General features: G+C 55.2%; 13 protein-coding genes. 5 read left to right on the top strand and 8 right to left on the bottom strand.

Annotated elements, in window-relative coordinates; genetic code table 11:
• Window positions 1–480 precede the first annotated feature (480 nt).
• Window positions 481–1,533, bottom strand: a complete 1,053-nt coding sequence (locus ACLBWT_RS12370; RefSeq protein ID WP_447663415.1) for an HD-GYP domain-containing protein — start codon at window positions 1,531–1,533, stop codon at window positions 481–483.
• 33 nt (window positions 1,534–1,566) lie between these two features.
• The gene (gene gyrA / locus ACLBWT_RS12365; RefSeq protein WP_447663414.1) at window positions 1,567–4,065 is read right to left on the bottom strand and encodes a DNA gyrase subunit A; all 2,499 of its coding nucleotides are present in this window, start codon (window positions 4,063–4,065) and stop codon (window positions 1,567–1,569) included.
• 321 nt (window positions 4,066–4,386) lie between these two features.
• Between gyrA and ACLBWT_RS12360 the strand changes: the two genes are divergently transcribed.
• Entirely contained in the window at window positions 4,387–5,142 is a 756-nt protein-coding gene (locus tag ACLBWT_RS12360; protein ID WP_447663413.1) for a YheC/YheD family protein, read from the top strand.
• Window positions 5,143–5,208: 66 nt separating this feature from the next.
• Here ACLBWT_RS12360 and gyrB read toward each other — a convergent pair whose 3' ends face one another.
• The 6 genes from gyrB to dnaA form a co-directional block, all read right to left on the bottom strand.
• Complete coding sequence (gyrB, locus tag ACLBWT_RS12355; protein WP_447663412.1) at window positions 5,209–7,122, bottom strand: DNA topoisomerase (ATP-hydrolyzing) subunit B; 1,914 nt, start codon at window positions 7,120–7,122, stop codon at window positions 5,209–5,211.
• An 88-nt stretch (window positions 7,123–7,210) separates the two neighbouring features.
• The gene (gene remB, locus ACLBWT_RS12350; RefSeq protein WP_048747582.1) at window positions 7,211–7,459 is read right to left on the bottom strand and encodes an extracellular matrix regulator RemB; all 249 of its coding nucleotides are present in this window, start codon (window positions 7,457–7,459) and stop codon (window positions 7,211–7,213) included.
• Between the two features lie 261 nt (window positions 7,460–7,720).
• Window positions 7,721–8,830, bottom strand: a complete 1,110-nt coding sequence (gene recF, locus ACLBWT_RS12345) for a DNA replication/repair protein RecF (protein WP_447663411.1) — start codon at window positions 8,828–8,830, stop codon at window positions 7,721–7,723.
• A 63-nt stretch (window positions 8,831–8,893) separates the two neighbouring features.
• Window positions 8,894–9,109 carry a S4 domain-containing protein YaaA gene (yaaA, locus tag ACLBWT_RS12340; protein ID WP_447663410.1) on the bottom strand — a complete coding sequence of 72 codons (216 nt, stop codon included), beginning with the start codon at window positions 9,107–9,109 and terminating at the stop codon, window positions 8,894–8,896.
• A 108-nt stretch (window positions 9,110–9,217) separates the two neighbouring features.
• Complete coding sequence (gene dnaN / locus ACLBWT_RS12335) at window positions 9,218–10,360, bottom strand: DNA polymerase III subunit beta (RefSeq protein ID WP_447663409.1); 1,143 nt, start codon at window positions 10,358–10,360, stop codon at window positions 9,218–9,220.
• A gap of 216 nt (window positions 10,361–10,576) precedes the next feature.
• Window positions 10,577–11,929 (bottom strand): chromosomal replication initiator protein DnaA, encoded by a 1,353-nt coding sequence (gene dnaA / locus ACLBWT_RS12330; RefSeq protein WP_447663408.1) that lies wholly within the window; start codon window positions 11,927–11,929, stop codon window positions 10,577–10,579.
• 713 nt (window positions 11,930–12,642) lie between these two features.
• Between dnaA and rpmH the strand changes: the two genes are divergently transcribed.
• From rpmH to mnmE, 4 genes are all read left to right on the top strand, one after another.
• Complete coding sequence (gene rpmH, locus ACLBWT_RS12325; protein ID WP_048744313.1) at window positions 12,643–12,777, top strand: 50S ribosomal protein L34; 135 nt, start codon at window positions 12,643–12,645, stop codon at window positions 12,775–12,777.
• A 249-nt stretch (window positions 12,778–13,026) separates the two neighbouring features.
• Window positions 13,027–13,371 carry a ribonuclease P protein component gene (rnpA, locus tag ACLBWT_RS12320; protein WP_076357142.1) on the top strand — a complete coding sequence of 115 codons (345 nt, stop codon included), beginning with the start codon at window positions 13,027–13,029 and terminating at the stop codon, window positions 13,369–13,371.
• 303 nt (window positions 13,372–13,674) lie between these two features.
• Window positions 13,675–14,514, top strand: coding sequence for a YidC/Oxa1 family membrane protein insertase (locus ACLBWT_RS12315; RefSeq protein WP_447663407.1), 840 nt, complete (start codon window positions 13,675–13,677; stop codon window positions 14,512–14,514).
• Between the two features lie 132 nt (window positions 14,515–14,646).
• Window positions 14,647–16,026, top strand: a complete 1,380-nt coding sequence (gene mnmE / locus ACLBWT_RS12310; RefSeq protein ID WP_447663406.1) for a tRNA uridine-5-carboxymethylaminomethyl(34) synthesis GTPase MnmE — start codon at window positions 14,647–14,649, stop codon at window positions 16,024–16,026.
• Window positions 16,027–16,120: the final 94 nt, after the last annotated feature.

The following is a 16,120-nucleotide window of genomic DNA, read 5'->3' as shown; positions in this document are numbered from 1 at the left end:
GCCAGGATCAAACTCTCCATAAAGGTGTTTGACTTGCTCATTTATAACGTTGACTTGCTTCACTCGTTGTTCAGTTTTCAAAGAACAAATTCGCTTCTGTTTCGCTTGTTTCCGTCGTGCCTCTCAGCGGCGACTTAGATAATATATCACGGCCACATAGGCCAATGCAAGTGTTTTTTTAAGATTTTTAAAATCCTTTTTTTCAAAGCCTCTTCCCCCTCCAAAACGGCTGCTGCGATCCAGATTTACAACCATTCGTATGTTTGGTTCAAGCTTCCCCTTTCAGCGATCATAGACTATGAGTTTCCTCTATAGAGAAGGACAGATAGGAACCCTTGAACTGATCTTCATCCCGAATACATCTTCGTCTTCTTCATCATCCTGGTTTCTATATCCGCTAGCTAATGCCGGGCGACCCGATAAAAAAAGAAACCGCCAGGATCATCCTGACGGTCTCTTGAAATTAATGAGCGGGTTCTCTTATGAAAGAACTTCTTCTATATGAAGCCGGCGCTGTGTGGAAAGGTCCACGATGCTGCCGTCGACGGAAACCCACGGACGGGTAATGTGATTGCGATCGGTGAAGACGATCTCTCCCACGCGCCCATCGCTTAGCCTCACGAGAGTGCCATTATGGAACTGAGTCGCTTTCTCGATGAATGTCCTTACATAGGAAGGATCCAGCTTGCCGAAGGCATCCTGTTGAATCTGCTCCAGAACGAGGTAGGGCGACGAAGCTCGGCGATAGATCTTGTTCAGGGTCATGGCATGAAAGATATCTGCAATGGCAACCATCTTGGCGTAAGGATGAATGTTCTCCGCAGCCAAGCCCAGCGGATAACCGCTGCCGTCGATTCGCTCATGATGTTGAAGGGCGGAGAGCTTCGCCCCCTCATTGAGGGCGGCTACGCCTTTCAGCAGCGAGTAGCCGCTAAGGGTGTGCCTCTTCATTTCTTCCTGCTCGGTTGAAGTGAGAATCCCCGGCTTGGCCAGTATGGTCCGATCCACCTTCACGTTGCCGATATCATGCAGCAGGCTGCCCATCGCGACTTGCATCCAATCCTTGGACGGGAGTCCCGCCCACTGCGCGAGCTGATAGCAGGTCAGGGAGGAGAGTACGCTGCTGTGAAAGTAGAACTCCTCCTGATTGACATGCCTTGGGGAGAAACTAAGAACCTGATAGTTCCTGGAATGGGAGAGCAGCTTCTCCAGACCGGTCCGCAGCTCCAGAATAGGCAGGGCAGCCCCTCCCGCCACTTGTCCATAGGCTTTCTTCAACAGAGCGACCATCGAATCGTATTCGAGAGTCAGGCCGCTATGCGGAAGAGGCTTGCTTTCCGATTTGGCTGCAGGAGGAGCCTCGGCTCCGCCGCGTTCAATGGCAACCTGCTGCACCATGAATGCCGTCAGAATATCCATTTCGCGCATCGTGACGACACGGCCCTTGTGGAACAGAACGCCCCCCAATGGAGTCAGCACATCCTGCGAAATGACATCACCCAGCTTCAACTGCGCGCAATCGACCGTAATCAAGACGGTTCCTCCCCTTATGACGCGTTCAAATGCCTATTCGCTATCTGTACCGGCCTCTTCGTCTCCTGCCGGCACATCGCCCGGTTCTTCATCTTCTTCCTGAATTTCTTCGCTTCTGGCAACCCGTGTCACCGTAGCGACCGAGTCCTCGTCGCGAATGTTGATCAGACGCACGCCCTGCGTGTTGCGGCCCATGGAAGAGATCGTATCCATGTTCATGCGGATCATCGTTCCCGATGCGGTCATGATCATCAGATCCTCGCCGTCTTCCACCATTTTGAGACCGGCGATTGGACCGTTCTTCTCCGTTACGTTCAAGGTCTTGATCCCCTTGCCGCCGCGCGATTGCGTCCGGTATTCGCTTACCGGAGTCCGCTTGCCGTATCCTTTGGCCGTAACGATCAGAACTTCCTGCTCCGGATCCACGACGTCCAGGTCGATCACCCGGTCGTCATCATCGAGAGCGATGCCCTTGACTCCTGTGGCCGAACGGCCCATGGAACGCACATCGCTTTCCGGGAATCGGATCGACATGCCGTCCGCCGTACCGATGATGATCTCCTGTTTGCCGTCCGTCAGCTTCACGCTGATCAGATCGTCATCCTCGCGCAGGTTGATGGCGATCAGGCCGACGCGGCGGATATTGGAGTAATCGTCGAGAGGCGTCTTCTTGACGATGCCTTGGCGCGTTCCGAAGAACAGGTAGCAATCGGGATCGAAAGCTTCGACCGGAATGACGGCATTGACCGTCTCGCCCTGCTCGATCTGCAGCAGGTTGATGATCGGCGTTCCGCGGGCCGTACGGCTGAGATCAGGGATCTCGTAGGCTTTGAGCCGGTACACCTTGCCTTTGTCGGTAAAGAAGAGCAGGTAGTGGTGCGTGTTCGAGATGAACAAATGCTCCACAAAGTCATCGGACTTGGTGTCCATGCCGATGACGCCCTTGCCGCCGCGGCGCTGGCTGCGGTAAGTCGATACCGGCAGCCGCTTCACGTAGCCCGAATGGGTGATCGTGATGACGACATCCTCGCGCGGAATCAGGTCCTCGTCAAGAATCTCGTCCTCGCCGATCGTCACTTCCGTGCGGCGCTCGTCGCCGAAGCGTTCGTTGATCTCGGCAAGCTCCTTGCTGATGATCTCGAGCACCAGCTGCTCGTCGGCCAGAATGGCCTTGTACTCGGCGATGCGGGCAAGCAGTTCGTTGTACTCGGCTTCGATCTTCTCCCGCTCCAGGCCGGTCAGGCGCTGCAGCCTCATGTCGAGGATCGCTTGGGCCTGCTCCAGGCTGAGCGAGAAGCGGTTGATCAAGCCTTCACGCGCTTCGTCGGTCGTGCGCGAGGAACGAATAAGCGAAATGATCTCGTCGATATGATCAAGCGCGATGCGCAAGCCTTCGAGGATGTGCGCTCTGGCTTCCGCTTTTTTAAGGTCGAATTCGGTACGGCGGCGGATAACCACCATCTGGTGCTGCAGATAGTGGTACAGCATGTCGCGCAGCGTAAGGGTGCGCGGCTCGCCGTTGACCAGCGCCAGCATATTGATGCCGAACGTCGATTGCATCTGGGTATGCTTGTACAGGTTGTTCAGGGTTACACTCGGGTTGACGTCGCGCCGCAGCTCGATGACGACGCGCATGCCGTTGCGGTCGGACTCGTCACGCAGGTCGGTAATGCCCTCGATCTTCTTCTCGCGGACGAGCTCGGCGATCTTCTCGACAAGCCGGGCTTTGTTCACCTGATAAGGCAATTCATGCACGACGATCCGGGCTTTGCCGCCATTCTCTTCGATCTCGGCCCGGGCGCGCATCGTTACGGAGCCGCGTCCAGTCGTATAGGCCTGGCGGATGCCGGAATGGCCCATGACGAAGCCCGCAGTCGGGAAATCCGGACCTTTGACGTAATCCATCAGCTCCACAGACGTAATGTCCGGGTTGCGGATCAGCGCCTGGACGCCGTCGATGACTTCCCGCAGGTTATGCGGCGGGATATTGGTCGCCATGCCGACAGCGATGCCGGAGACGCCGTTGACGAGCAGGTTCGGGAAGCGTGCCGGCAATACGGCAGGCTCCCTTTCCTCGCCGTCATAGTTGGGATTGTAGTCGACCGTATCCTTGTTCAGGTCGCGGAGCAGCTCCATCGCGATCTTGGACAATCGGGCTTCGGTGTAGCGCATGGCAGCCGCCATGTCTCCGTCGATGGAACCGAAGTTGCCATGTCCGTCGACGAGCATATAGCGCATGGAGAAATCCTGCGCCATCCGGACCATCGATTCATACACGGCGCTGTCGCCGTGCGGGTGATACTTGCCGATGACCTCGCCCACGATCCGGGCTGATTTTTTATAAGGCTTGTCCGGGGCCATGCCAAGCTCGGACATAGCGAACAGGATGCGGCGGTGGACAGGCTTAAGCCCGTCGCGCACATCCGGCAGCGCGCGGCTGACGATGATGCTCATGGCATAATCCATGAACGACTCGCGCATTTCCGTGCCGATATCCCGGTCTTTAATTTGAGAACGTTGTTCTTCCGCCATACTTACCTCCTGTGCGGTCAGGCCTCCAAACGGCTCAACCTGATGGTGGCGACTTGCGCGGCGCCTGCCCGCCCTATCTTATCTGTCTTGCACAAAGCGGGCATAATTAAACGTCGCGGATCGCAAAAAATAGGTGGATGCCGAGCTCCATTCATAGCGGGAATCCATAAAATAAAGGGATTCAGCACGAATGGTCAGTACACTCTATTATATCATTGTTTAGTCGCTTAAGATATCGGAAATTGGACTGAAATCTGGAAGGGCTGCGGGAATTGCACGCGATTTATCGCTCTTTCGACAGATGAGGAAGGATGAGATCGGTTGGCCATCCAAAGGGTTATGAGCAAGCAAATGAAAACGGGGGTGCTGCTCCAGTCGGATTCGCTTAAACCCTATATTCCAGACACAAGAACCTATTCCAAGGACACGCTGCGAGCCATGCTGGAGCAGTACCGGATGCTGTACGTCAAGCCCGACGCAGGCACGTTCGGCAACGGCGTCATCAAGGTCCAGAAGCTCGATCGGGGCTACAGATTCCAAAGCGGGACGAGGATCCGATCCTACGCCAGCTTTGACGGACTGTTCGCCGGGCTCGAGAAATCACGTCCCAAAAGGAGATACTTAGCACAACAAGGAATCGATCTCCTGAAGCATCGGCACCGGCGCTTCGACCTGCGGGTCATGGTGCAGAAAAACCCGAGCGGGAGATGGGAGACGACCGGCATCATCGGCCGGCTTGGACATCCATCCAAAATCGTCACCAACTACCATAGCGGAGGCACGATCACCCCATTCGAAACGTTGATGGCAGGACATTTGGACGATGCCGCGCAGAAGGAATTCAAGGACCACTTGCGCCATATCGGCGTCAAGGCGGCGGAGCAGCTCGCTACCCGTTATGCCGGCCTCAAGGAAATCGGACTGGACGTTGCGGTCAGCGCCAGCTTGAAGCCGTGGATTCTCGAGGTCAATACGATGCCGGATCCGTTTATATTCCGCAAGCTTAAGGATCAGAGTATCTTCCGCCGGATGAGACGTTACGCCGCCGCCTATGCTCCAAGGCGCAAAACCCGCTGATTTCTTCGAGCAAAGCCGATGAAAAAAATCCCGGGCCGAGTAGGCGCCGGGATCATTGGCGTGGAATCAGATATCCAGGTTTTTGACGTCCTTGGCGTATTGCTGGATGAACTCGCGGCGAGGCTCGACGTTGTCGCCCATCAACGTGTCGAACATGATGTCCGCCTTGATCGCATCCTCGATCTGAACCTGAAGCATCGTCCGGCTCTCGGGATCCATCGTCGTCTCCCACAGCTGCGAAGCGTTCATCTCGCCGAGGCCTTTGTAGCGCTGAACGTTGATTTTGGCTCCTTCGCCGAATTCGGCCATGATCTCCTCGCGCTCCCGCTCGGACTGCGCGTAACGAATGACCTTGTTGCGCTCGATTTTGAACAGAGGAGGCTGGGCGATGTACACGTAGCCCGCTTCCAGAATCCGGCGCATGTAGCGATAAAGGAATGTCAGCAGCAGGGTCCGGATGTGGGCGCCGTCGACGTCGGCATCCGTCATGATGATGATCTTGTGGTACCGGGCTTTCGCGAGGTCGAAATCATCCCCGATTCCGGTGCCGAGGGCCGTAATGATGGCGCGGATCTCAGCATTGGAGAGAATCCGGTCCAGACGCGCCTTCTCGACGTTGAGGATCTTGCCGCGCAGCGGCAGGATCGCCTGGAAATGCCGGTCGCGGCCCTGCTTGGCCGAACCGCCGGCGGAATCTCCTTCGACGATGTACAGCTCGCTGATGCTGGCATCCTTGGACGAGCAGTCGGCCAGCTTGCCGGGCAGCGAGCTGACTTCGAGAGCGCTCTTGCGGCGCGTCAGCTCGCGGGCCTTCTTGGCCGCTTCTCGGGCTCGCGAAGCCTGCAATCCCTTGTCCACGATTTTGCGGGCAACAGACGGGTTCTCTTCCAGGAATTCCTGCAGCTTCTCGGCGAAGAACGACTCTACGATGCCGCGCACCTCGCTGTTGCCGAGCTTGGTCTTGGTCTGTCCTTCGAACTGCGGCTCGGGAATCTTGACGCTGATGATCGCGGTCAGACCCTCGCGCACGTCCTCGCCGGATAGATTGGAGTTGTTCTCCTTGATCGCGCCGCTCTTGCGGGCGTAATCGTTGATGATCCGGGTCAGAGCGCTCTTGAAGCCGGACTCGTGGGTGCCGCCTTCATGCGTGTTGATATTGTTCGCGAAGGAGTAGATGTTCTCGCTGTAGCTGTCGTTGTACTGCAGCGACACCTCCACCTGGATACCGTCCTTGGAGCCTTCGACATAGATCGGCCTCTCATTGACGGCTTCGCGGTTGCGGTTGAGGTACTCGACGAACTCGATGATGCCGCCGTCATACTTGAAGCTGTTGCTGACTCCGGTGCGCTCGTCGGCAAGGACAAGCTCGATCCCTTTGTTCAGGAACGCCAGCTCGCGGACGCGCGATTGCAGCGTCTCGTATTCGAACACGGTCGTCTCGGTGAACACCTCTGGATCCGGCTTGAACAGCGTCTTGGTACCCGTCGACGTGCTGTCCCCGACGATCTTCACGTCGTACTGAGGAGCGCCGCGGCGGTATTCCTGCTCATAGACCTTGCCGTCGCGGCTGACCTGCACGACGACCAGCTCCGAAAGGGCGTTCACGACGGAAATGCCGACACCGTGCAAGCCTCCGGATACTTTGTAGCCTTCGCCGCCGAACTTGCCGCCGGCATGCAGGACAGTCATGACGACTTCCAGCGTAGGACGCTTCATCTTCGGATGCTCGCCGACCGGAATTCCCCGTCCATTGTCCGTTACGGTAATGCTGTTGTTCTCGTGAATCGTTATCGTAATCCGGTCGCAATAACCGGCGAGCGCTTCGTCAATGCTGTTGTCGACGACTTCCCAGACGAGATGGTGAAGTCCTTTGCTGCTGGTGGAGCCGATATACATACCCGGACGCTTGCGGACTGCTTCCAGTCCTTCAAGCACCTGTATCTGGCTCTCGTCGTACGTATGCTGTGGGTTCGTAGACATGCTTGTCTTCACTGCTCCTCTCGAACTGCACTAACCAGCCGCCAGCGGATGCAGCGGCCCTAACTTGATTTCGGCTTTCACGCAGCGATCAATAAGCCGCGAAATGATGTCCGCGCTTCTTCAGCGTGGAAGATGAGATAGGGGAGTAGTAGACGCGGTTCTGGGTGACGACGATGGATTTGGGCTCCTCTTCGCCGATCGTCTCCACGTCCTTGCGTTTTTTGGCATCGGCCACGAACTGCTTGGAGAGCTTGGAGGACTGCTCGATGGATATATCGAAGATGGCGACCAGCTCCGATGCCCGAATAATTTTTTCTCCGCCGAGATGGATATACATGCGTGCCTTCAGCTCCCCTCTATGATAAATCCTTGCAGGAATAGAATCGCCCGAGCAAGACAAGCTCCCCGCCATAATGGCGGACTGGCGTCGGCGCCCAAGAGAAGACAAGGAAGGATGCGCCGGTCGGCCGGCCAGCCTTGCTCTCTGAAAATCAAAACGGCTGCTCCGCCTTATGTCTATGCTCGGGTGCCGTTAACGTAGAGAAGAGAAGAAGGTATGCGCATGACAACCCTTCTTCTCAAGAAAGGGCTGGAGCGGTCATAACGTTACCTTGCCGCCCTCAACCCGGTAAACCCCCGCATCCGACAAGCGGCTCGTGTTCACGCTCTCCAGCCCCGTAGCGGTTATGAATGTCTGCACTTTTCCTTGGAAAGTCTCGATGAGCTGCGTCTGCCTGTGCTGGTCCAGCTCGGACAGCACGTCGTCGAGAAGAAGAAGCGGGTACTCCCCGATCTCTTCCCGGATCAGCTCGATCTCGGCCAGCTTCAGCGACAGCGCCGTCGTCCTCTGCTGTCCCTGGGAGCCGAAAACCTGGGCTTCCTTGCCGTTGATATGGAACGCCAGATCATCCCGGTGAGGGCCTGCCAGCGTCACTCCGCGGCGATATTCCTGATCTTTTACCTGTGATAACTTTAACATAAATTGATCGAATAAAACAGATTCATCTTGCTCTCCTTCCATTTCGAAGGAAGGGCGGTAGCTGACGGCAAGCTCTTCGCCGCCTGCGGTGATGCCGGAATGGATCGCTGCCGCCCAGGTCCGGAGCTTCTCTATGAATTGTTGCCTTTTTCTCATGATTTTAACACCATGCTCCGCCAGCTGCATGTTCCACACTTCCATCATCGCAGGCTGGACGGAGCCCGGCCCCGATGACTTGAGGTAGTTGTTGCGCTGCAGCAGCACCTTGGCGTATTGCTGGAGCGTATGCAAGTACCCCGGCTGCACCTGGCCGATCTCCATATCGAGAAAGCGGCGGCGAATCCCCGGCGTCCCTTTGACGATCTCGAGATCCTCCGGAGCGAACATGACCACGTTGAGCGTGCCGACGAAACCGCTCAGCTTGCGCTGCTCCAGCCCGTTGATCTTCGCTTTCTTGCCTTGGGCGGAGTAGACCAGGTCCAGCGCCACGTTCCCGTATCTCTTCTCCACTTCTCCATGAACAGAAGCTTCCTTGCCATTCCAGCCGATCAGCTCGCGATCTTTGGAGGTCCGATGCGACTTGGTGAGAGCCAAGGCGAAAATGGACTCCAGCAGATTGGTTTTACCCTGCGCGTTCGGCCCGATGAACAGGTTGACCTTATGGCTGGTGCCGAGCTCAAGCTCCTCGTAATTCCGGTAGTTTTTCAACTTGATTTCGTGTAGGAACACCTGCTCAATCCCCCTGGCTGAAGCCTTGTCCGCGTGGGGCGGACATTTCACGGCGAGACGAGTTCATGATCTCTGAACCCGAAAGGATCCGAACCCCTCTACTTCGACTTTGTCCCCGTCATAGAGCTTGCGTCCTCGCCGATTGTCCGGCTCTTCGTTGATGAGAACGGTGTATTCCTGGAGGAAGAACTTGGCCTGTCCTCCGGAATCGATGCAATCGGCCAGTTTGAGGAATTGGCCGAGAGCGATGTATTCGGTCTTGATCGTAATGGTTTTCATGGCGATAGCCCTCCTTGGAATGTTGAAAAAGGGGTTGGAACAAAAGAAGCGGACGGTCCGTGCGCGAATGCGCGGGATCGTCCGCCTGCTGGCCGCACCGGCTGCCCGTCAGTTCGTCGTGCGGTAAGGCAGAATGATGTACTGGCTGTTGTCATGATCCGCCGGGCGGATGATGATCGGGCTCATGGCGCCGGTGAAGCTGATGACGAGCTGCTCGCTGTCGATGACTTTCAGCGTATCCAGCATGTATTTGGAGTTGAAGGCGATGCGGAGCGGCTCGCCGTTCTGGCGCATGACTTCAAGCTGCTCGGTTACGCGTCCGAGCTCCTGCGAGCTGGACGATATCTCGATGTTGCCGTTGTCGAGAGTTACGAGACGGACGATATTGGTTTTTTCTTCCCTCGACATCAAGTAGGCGCGTTCCATCGCGTCGATCAGCTTGCGTGTTTCGAGGACGAGTTCTGTTTTGAACGATTGCGGAATAATCTTGGAAGTATCGGGATAGGTTCCGTCCAGCATACGGCTGTAAAAGAGGGTGTGCCCGAGGCGGAAAAGCACCTGGTTGCTGGCGACGACGATATCCACGAGGCCGGATCCGTCCGGCACGAGCTTGGACAGCTCGACCATCGTCTTCGCGGCGATGACGATATTGGTCAGCTTGTAGCTGTCCGGAGTTTCGACTTGAGCCAAGCGGCTGGCTAGACGATGGCGGTCGGTGGCGACGAACTTCAGCTGGCCTTCAATCAGGTTCCAGAGCACTCCGGTCAGAACGGGTGTCTGTTCGCTGGTCGAAGCGCAGAATACGGTCTGTCTGACCATCGCTTTGAGAAGATCGCCCGGAATCTGCAGCACTTCGTCTTCTTCGACGGAAGGAAGGACGGGGAATTCCTCGGGATCAAGTCCGACCATCTGGATATCCGTTGAACCGGAACGAATCAGCGTCTGGTAGTGCTCGCCCACCTCGATCTGCACTTCTTCTGCAGGAAGCTTGCGGATGATCTCCACAAAAAACTTGGCCGGCATCACGACGCTGCCTGGCTTGTCCACTTTGGCGACGACAACCTCATCCGTTTCGGCTGGAATGAAGCTTTGGATGGAGATATCGGTATCGCTAGCCGTCAGCGTGACTCCTTGGTGGGTTACATCGATCTTGATTCCACCAAGTATTGGAATGGCAGGACGTATCGATGCAGCTTTGGCCACTTGTTGGATAGCGTCGTTGAGTTCGTTTTTGGAGATGGTGAGTTTCATGCGTTCCTCCTTGGGCGGCATTCGACGTGATTCGTCTTTTTTAGATGATGTTTTTTTAAAGATTAATAGCAGTAGTAGTCGTAGGGGCGGTGGATATGTGGATAAGCCCTGTTTTCGCCGATGGCAGAAGCCTATCCACATGTGTACAGAGTGTGCATAGGCTTGGCTACTCGTATAGGACTTATCCACGGATGGCGATCTCCGATTGGGAGGCGCCTACATGTGGTTTTTGACTTTTTCCGTCAAATTCTGAATGACCTTGAACAGCTCCTGGTCAATCTTGAGCTGCTTGGAGATTTTCTCATGGGCGTGGATGACGGTCGTATGGTCTCGGCCGCCGAAAGCTTCGCCGATCTTGGGCAGCGAGTAGTCCGTCAGCTCACGGGACAGATACATGGCGATCTGCCTTGGATAAGCCACCGCCTTGGTTCGCTTGCGCGCCTTGAATTCATCCATTTTGAGGCCGTAAAACTCTCCTACACGCTGCTGGATGTCCAGGATGGTGATCATTTTCGGCCGCGTTGAGGGAATGATGTCCTTGAGCGCCTCCGCCGCCAGATGCGAGGAAATATCCTCGTTGATGAGGGAAGAATAGGCGACTACGCGGATGAGAGCGCCTTCGAGCTCGCGGATGTTCGTATCGATCTGGTTGGCGATGTAGATCATGGCTTCATTCGGAATGTCCAGGTTCTCGGCTTTGGCCTTCTTGCGGAGAATGGCGATCCTGGTCTCGAGATCCGGAGGCTGGATATCCGTGATTAGCCCCCATTCGAAGCGGGAACGAAGCCTCTCCTCCAAAGTCGGGATTTCCTTCGGTGTCCGGTCGCTGGAGATGACGATCTGCTTGCGCTCTTCGTGCAGGGCGTTGAACGTATGGAAAAATTCCTCCTGGGTCCCGTCCTTGCCGGCCAGGAACTGGATATCGTCAATCAACAGAACGTCGATATTCCGGTATTTGTTGCGGAAGCTCTCGCCTCGGTTGTCCCGGATCGCATTGATGAATTCATTGGTGAATTTCTCGGAAGAAATGTACATCACCTTGGTGCTCGGGTTGTGCTCCATGATGTAATGGCCGATCGCGTGCATCAAGTGGGTTTTCCCCAGGCCGACGCCTCCGTAGAGGAACAACGGATTATAGGCTTTGGCCGGCGCTTCGGCGACCGCGAGAGATGCGGCATGGGCGAATCGGTTGTTGGCGCCGATGACGAAGGTGTCGAACGTGTATTTCGGATTGAGCATATTGGAAAAGGGCTCTTCGGATGATGATGGAGCCGCTTTGGCCACGGGGATGGCCGGCGCAGCCGGTTCGGGCGGCCGGTTTTCCTCAATGACAAAACGGACGTCAACAGAGCGTCCGATGTAATCCGATACAGTGGATCTGACCAGCTTCGTGTAGCGGCTCTCCAGCCATTCGACCGCAAACGTCGTCGGCGCCGTCACGATGAGGAGTCCGTCATCCGAGAAATTGGCTTTCGTCGCCTTGAACCAGGTGTCGAAGCTCGGTTTGCTCAATTTGGTTTGGATGACTGACAGCACTTGCTGCCACAGATCCACAGTATGGCTGTCCACAGACGGTCACTCCTATCCCTGTCGTAACGATTGGTTCGATATAGGTCAAAAAAATGGATCTATCGGGGCGAGTCCTCATCCACAGATGCAAGGACTTGTTGATGAAGGTTATGCATAAGGGGATAATGTTGTTCACAATGTTATCCACAGGTTGTTGATAAGTAACTATCGGCACTGCATCCGTCCACAACAAAAACAAATCTATCATAGCAAAAGAAAGGCGCTATTTCAACGAGTTGGAGAATATTATCCACAATCCCAAGTCCTTGTGTATAAAGGTTATCTACAGCACTAGATATTGTTAACAGCCTGTGCGCAAATTCGACAGTATCCGTCAGCAGTCCTGTTGATTATTCACATGTTACTAAATTTCGCCGACAGCTCGACATTCTTCGTTATCCACAAACGATTATGTCCGGAAGGCCTTTCCACAGCGGAAAAAGTCGAAAAGCGTCGAGAAATGATGCGGAAATCAAAATGCTATATAGATGAAGCGATCTGAAGATAGTTATACACAGGACTCAGAGGAAGGACGATCATGTTCAGGTTGACTTTCGCATGTCTGCATGGTTAAATGGAAAAAGGCGTTTTTAACTCGGGATGACGTAAGGGCAACTTCGGATAGACAGTCGTCCCCGGGTTCTGCCTCGGTCCGCTGCGGCAGATGCCCGAGTGAGGACGAAGATATACCGATCGGGGAGGTGCAATAGATTATGAGACCGACTTTCAGACCGAACGTAAGCAAGCGCAAAAAGGTACACGGATTCCGCAAGCGCATGAGCTCGAAAAACGGCCGCAAAGTGCTGGCAGCCCGTCGCAAGAAGGGCCGCAGCGTTCTGAGCGCATAATACAAAAGGGCATTCCCCTTATTTCCGGGGATTTCGCCTGCCACGCCGACCGCCCTCTGGGGCAATGGCTGGAGAGAGGAGACCACGCAAGTGGTCTTTTTTTCTGCCCGGATGTCCGTTGCTTGATGCGGGGGCCGATCCGGCGGATAGATCCGAATGCTGTTCTTCTTGCGGAGGGTGCGTCCGGCATGCCTGCGCACGCCCTAAGTTGGATATACTGAAACTAACAACGCACGGAGTCGGTGAGAAATGCAGAGAAAACTACGGCTCAGAAAACGCGAGGATTTCTCCCGCACCTATCGGGGAGGCAAGTCGTTCGCCAATGGGCAGCTGGTCGTATACTGGTCCAGGCAGCCGAAGGCGGAACCGTTCCGCCTCGGCATCTCCGCCAGCAAGAAGATCGGCAATGCCGTCGTGCGCAACCGCATGCGCCGGGTGTTGAAAGAAATTGTCCGCGCTCATACGGATGAAATCAAGGAGAAGACCGATCTGATTCTGATCGTCCGGGCGGGAGCCGTCGACAAATCGTCGAAGGAGCTTGAGCGCAGCGTGCTGCATGTTTTGCGCAAGGCGGGTCTGCTGAAACCTCGATGACGGCGAGGGTGCTCGGCAAGTGCCGGACAAGCAGCCGTTGGTCTCGAATTCTGTGAAACGCGAGAATAAAGAACGCCCGCTAACAAGGCTTATCTATTCTTCTTTGCGCAAACGTCCTTCATCGTAATTTGATGATGAAGCCGTTTTGCTTGGCAGAATAGAACGCCCGCTACCACGGCTTATCTATTCTTCTCCACGCAAACGTCCTTCACCATAATTTGATGATGATGCCGTTTTGCTTGGACCCTATTATATGGTATAGTTTAGGTTGAATTGCGACAGGCTCTCAGAGAGGAGATTTACATGTTGTTTTCCCGTTTGGCTTCAAAACGCAAGTGGCTTGTCATGCTCAGCCTGGTGCTGATGGTGGCCGTCCTCTCGGGATGCATGCCGAATAACAGCCACACCACCACGACCGAGGATTTGCTGAAGGGCAACTGGTGGGAAAGATATGTCGTTTATTATTTCTCGTATCTGCTCGACCATTTCGCGACCTGGTTCAACGGTCAATACGGCCTCGCCATTCTCGTGATGGTTATCATCGTCCGTACGCTGATCCTGCCGCTTACCATTAAGCAATACCGCAGCTCCAAGGCGATGCAGGCCTTGCAGCCGGAGCTTGCCAACATCAAAAAGAAACACAAGGATAACCCGCAGAAGCAGCAAGAAGAGACAATGAAGCTCTTCCAAGAAAATAAAGTCAATCCGATGGCGGGCTGTCTGCCGCTGATCGTCCAAATGCCTATTTTCATTGCTCTGTACAATTCCATTTACTATAACGCCGACATCCGAGTCCATGAATTCCTGTGGCTCAAGCTCGGCGAGCCCGACCATCTGCATATCCTGCCGTTCATTGCGGCTCTGACGACTTACGTCCAGACCAAAATGATGCAGAAGACGCAGCCGAACAACCCGCAGATGGCGATGATGAATTCCATCATGATGATCTTCCCGATCCTCATTCTGGTCATGGCTTGGAGCTTCCCTTCGGCGCTTCCGCTGTACTGGATCTACACGAACATCTACACGATCATCCAGAACTACTTCCTTTACGTGCGTAATGCCGACAAGAAGGCAGAAGTCGCAACTGCTGCCGCGCCGCCGGCCAAAACGGTTAAAACTGCCAAAGGAAAAAACAAATAGTACGCTGTTCAGGCATACCACAAATCCATTTTCAGGCAGCAATGGCTTCTATAGTCATTGCTTTTTTGCCATAATTACGGGCACCCTTGCTCAAAAATCAGATCTGGGGGCTCTCGGAAGGAATCGAAAAGCATGATACAGGATACAATTGCCGCGATCTCGACCGCGCTGGGAGAAGGCGGCATTGCCGTCATTCGCGTCAGCGGACCTGCAGCGGTGGATAGCGTTTCGAATATATTGAAGTCACGAACTTCTCTGGCGGATGCCCCGACCCATACGGTGACGTACGGCCATATCGCGGATCCCGCGAGCGGCGAAATCATCGAGGAAGTTCTGGTGACCGTCATGAAGGGACCCCGTTCCTTCACGGCGGAGGATGTCGTCGAGATTGGGGCGCATGGCGGGCTTGTGGCGGTGCGCAAAGTTCTCGAGCTCGTCCTGGAGCAGCCGGGAGTCCGAGTCGCGGAGCCTGGCGAATTCACCAAGCGGGCATTCCTCAACGGCCGGATCGACTTGGCGCAAGCGGAAGCGGTCATCGACCTGATCCGTTCGAAGTCCGATCGTTCTTATACCGTTGCCTTGAAGCAGGCCGAAGGAACCTTGTCTCGGAAGATCAAGGCGCTGCGGCATACGTTGATCGAGCTGCTCGCGCATATCGAGGTCAACATTGATTACCCGGAGCATGACGTAACGGAAATGACTTCTTCTTATATAAAGGACAGCTGCGGTTCCGCCATGGAAGAAATCCGCCGGCTGCTGAAGACGGCTGCCGAAGGGAAGATTCTCCGTGAAGGCATTACGACGGCCATCGTCGGCCGTCCCAATGTGGGCAAGTCCTCTCTTCTGAACGCGCTTGTTCAGGAAAGCAAAGCGATCGTGACGGATATACCCGGCACGACGCGGGATGTTATTGAGGAATACATTACATTATCCGGTATTCCTTTGCGGCTGCTCGATACGGCGGGCATCCGCGAGACGACTGATGTCGTGGAGCGGATCGGCGTGGAGCGGTCCCGCTCTGCTGCTGCGGACGCCGATCTGCTGCTGCTTGTATTGAATCATAATGAGGCGCTTCATGATGATGAGCGGGAGCTGCTCGCAAAGCTGACCGGACGCCAGGTCGTTGTCATCGTGAATAAAAGCGATCTGCCGGCTCAGCTGAAGCTGGACGAGGTGGCGGCCGCGTTGCCGGAGAGCCGGATCGTCATGATGTCGGTGCTTCAGGAAGAAGGACTGGAGGCGCTCGAAGACGCGATCCGAGAGTTGTTCTTTGAAGGCCAGCTTGAGAGCGCGGATCTGACTTATGTGAGCAATGTCCGGCATATCTCGCTGCTCAACAAAGCAAGCCAAGCGCTGAGCGAAGCTGTTGCGGCTACCGAGGACGGCATTCCGATCGACATGGTTCAGCTCGATGTGCGCTCCGCTTGGGAGCTGCTCGGCGAGATCATCGGAGATACGGCGGGAGAGTCGTTGATCGATCAGATCTTCTCCCAGTTCTGTCTGGGGAAATAATACGGGAACAATCCACATGTGGATAACCGACTCGACAATGCGACAGGCGACAGCAGATGACAGCGGAAGAGGTCGGTTTCGGCGAAAAACAGTC

The sequence above is a fragment of the Paenibacillus sp. D51F genome (assembly GCF_053345695.1).
This window is presented reverse-complemented; position numbering and strand designations above follow the sequence as displayed.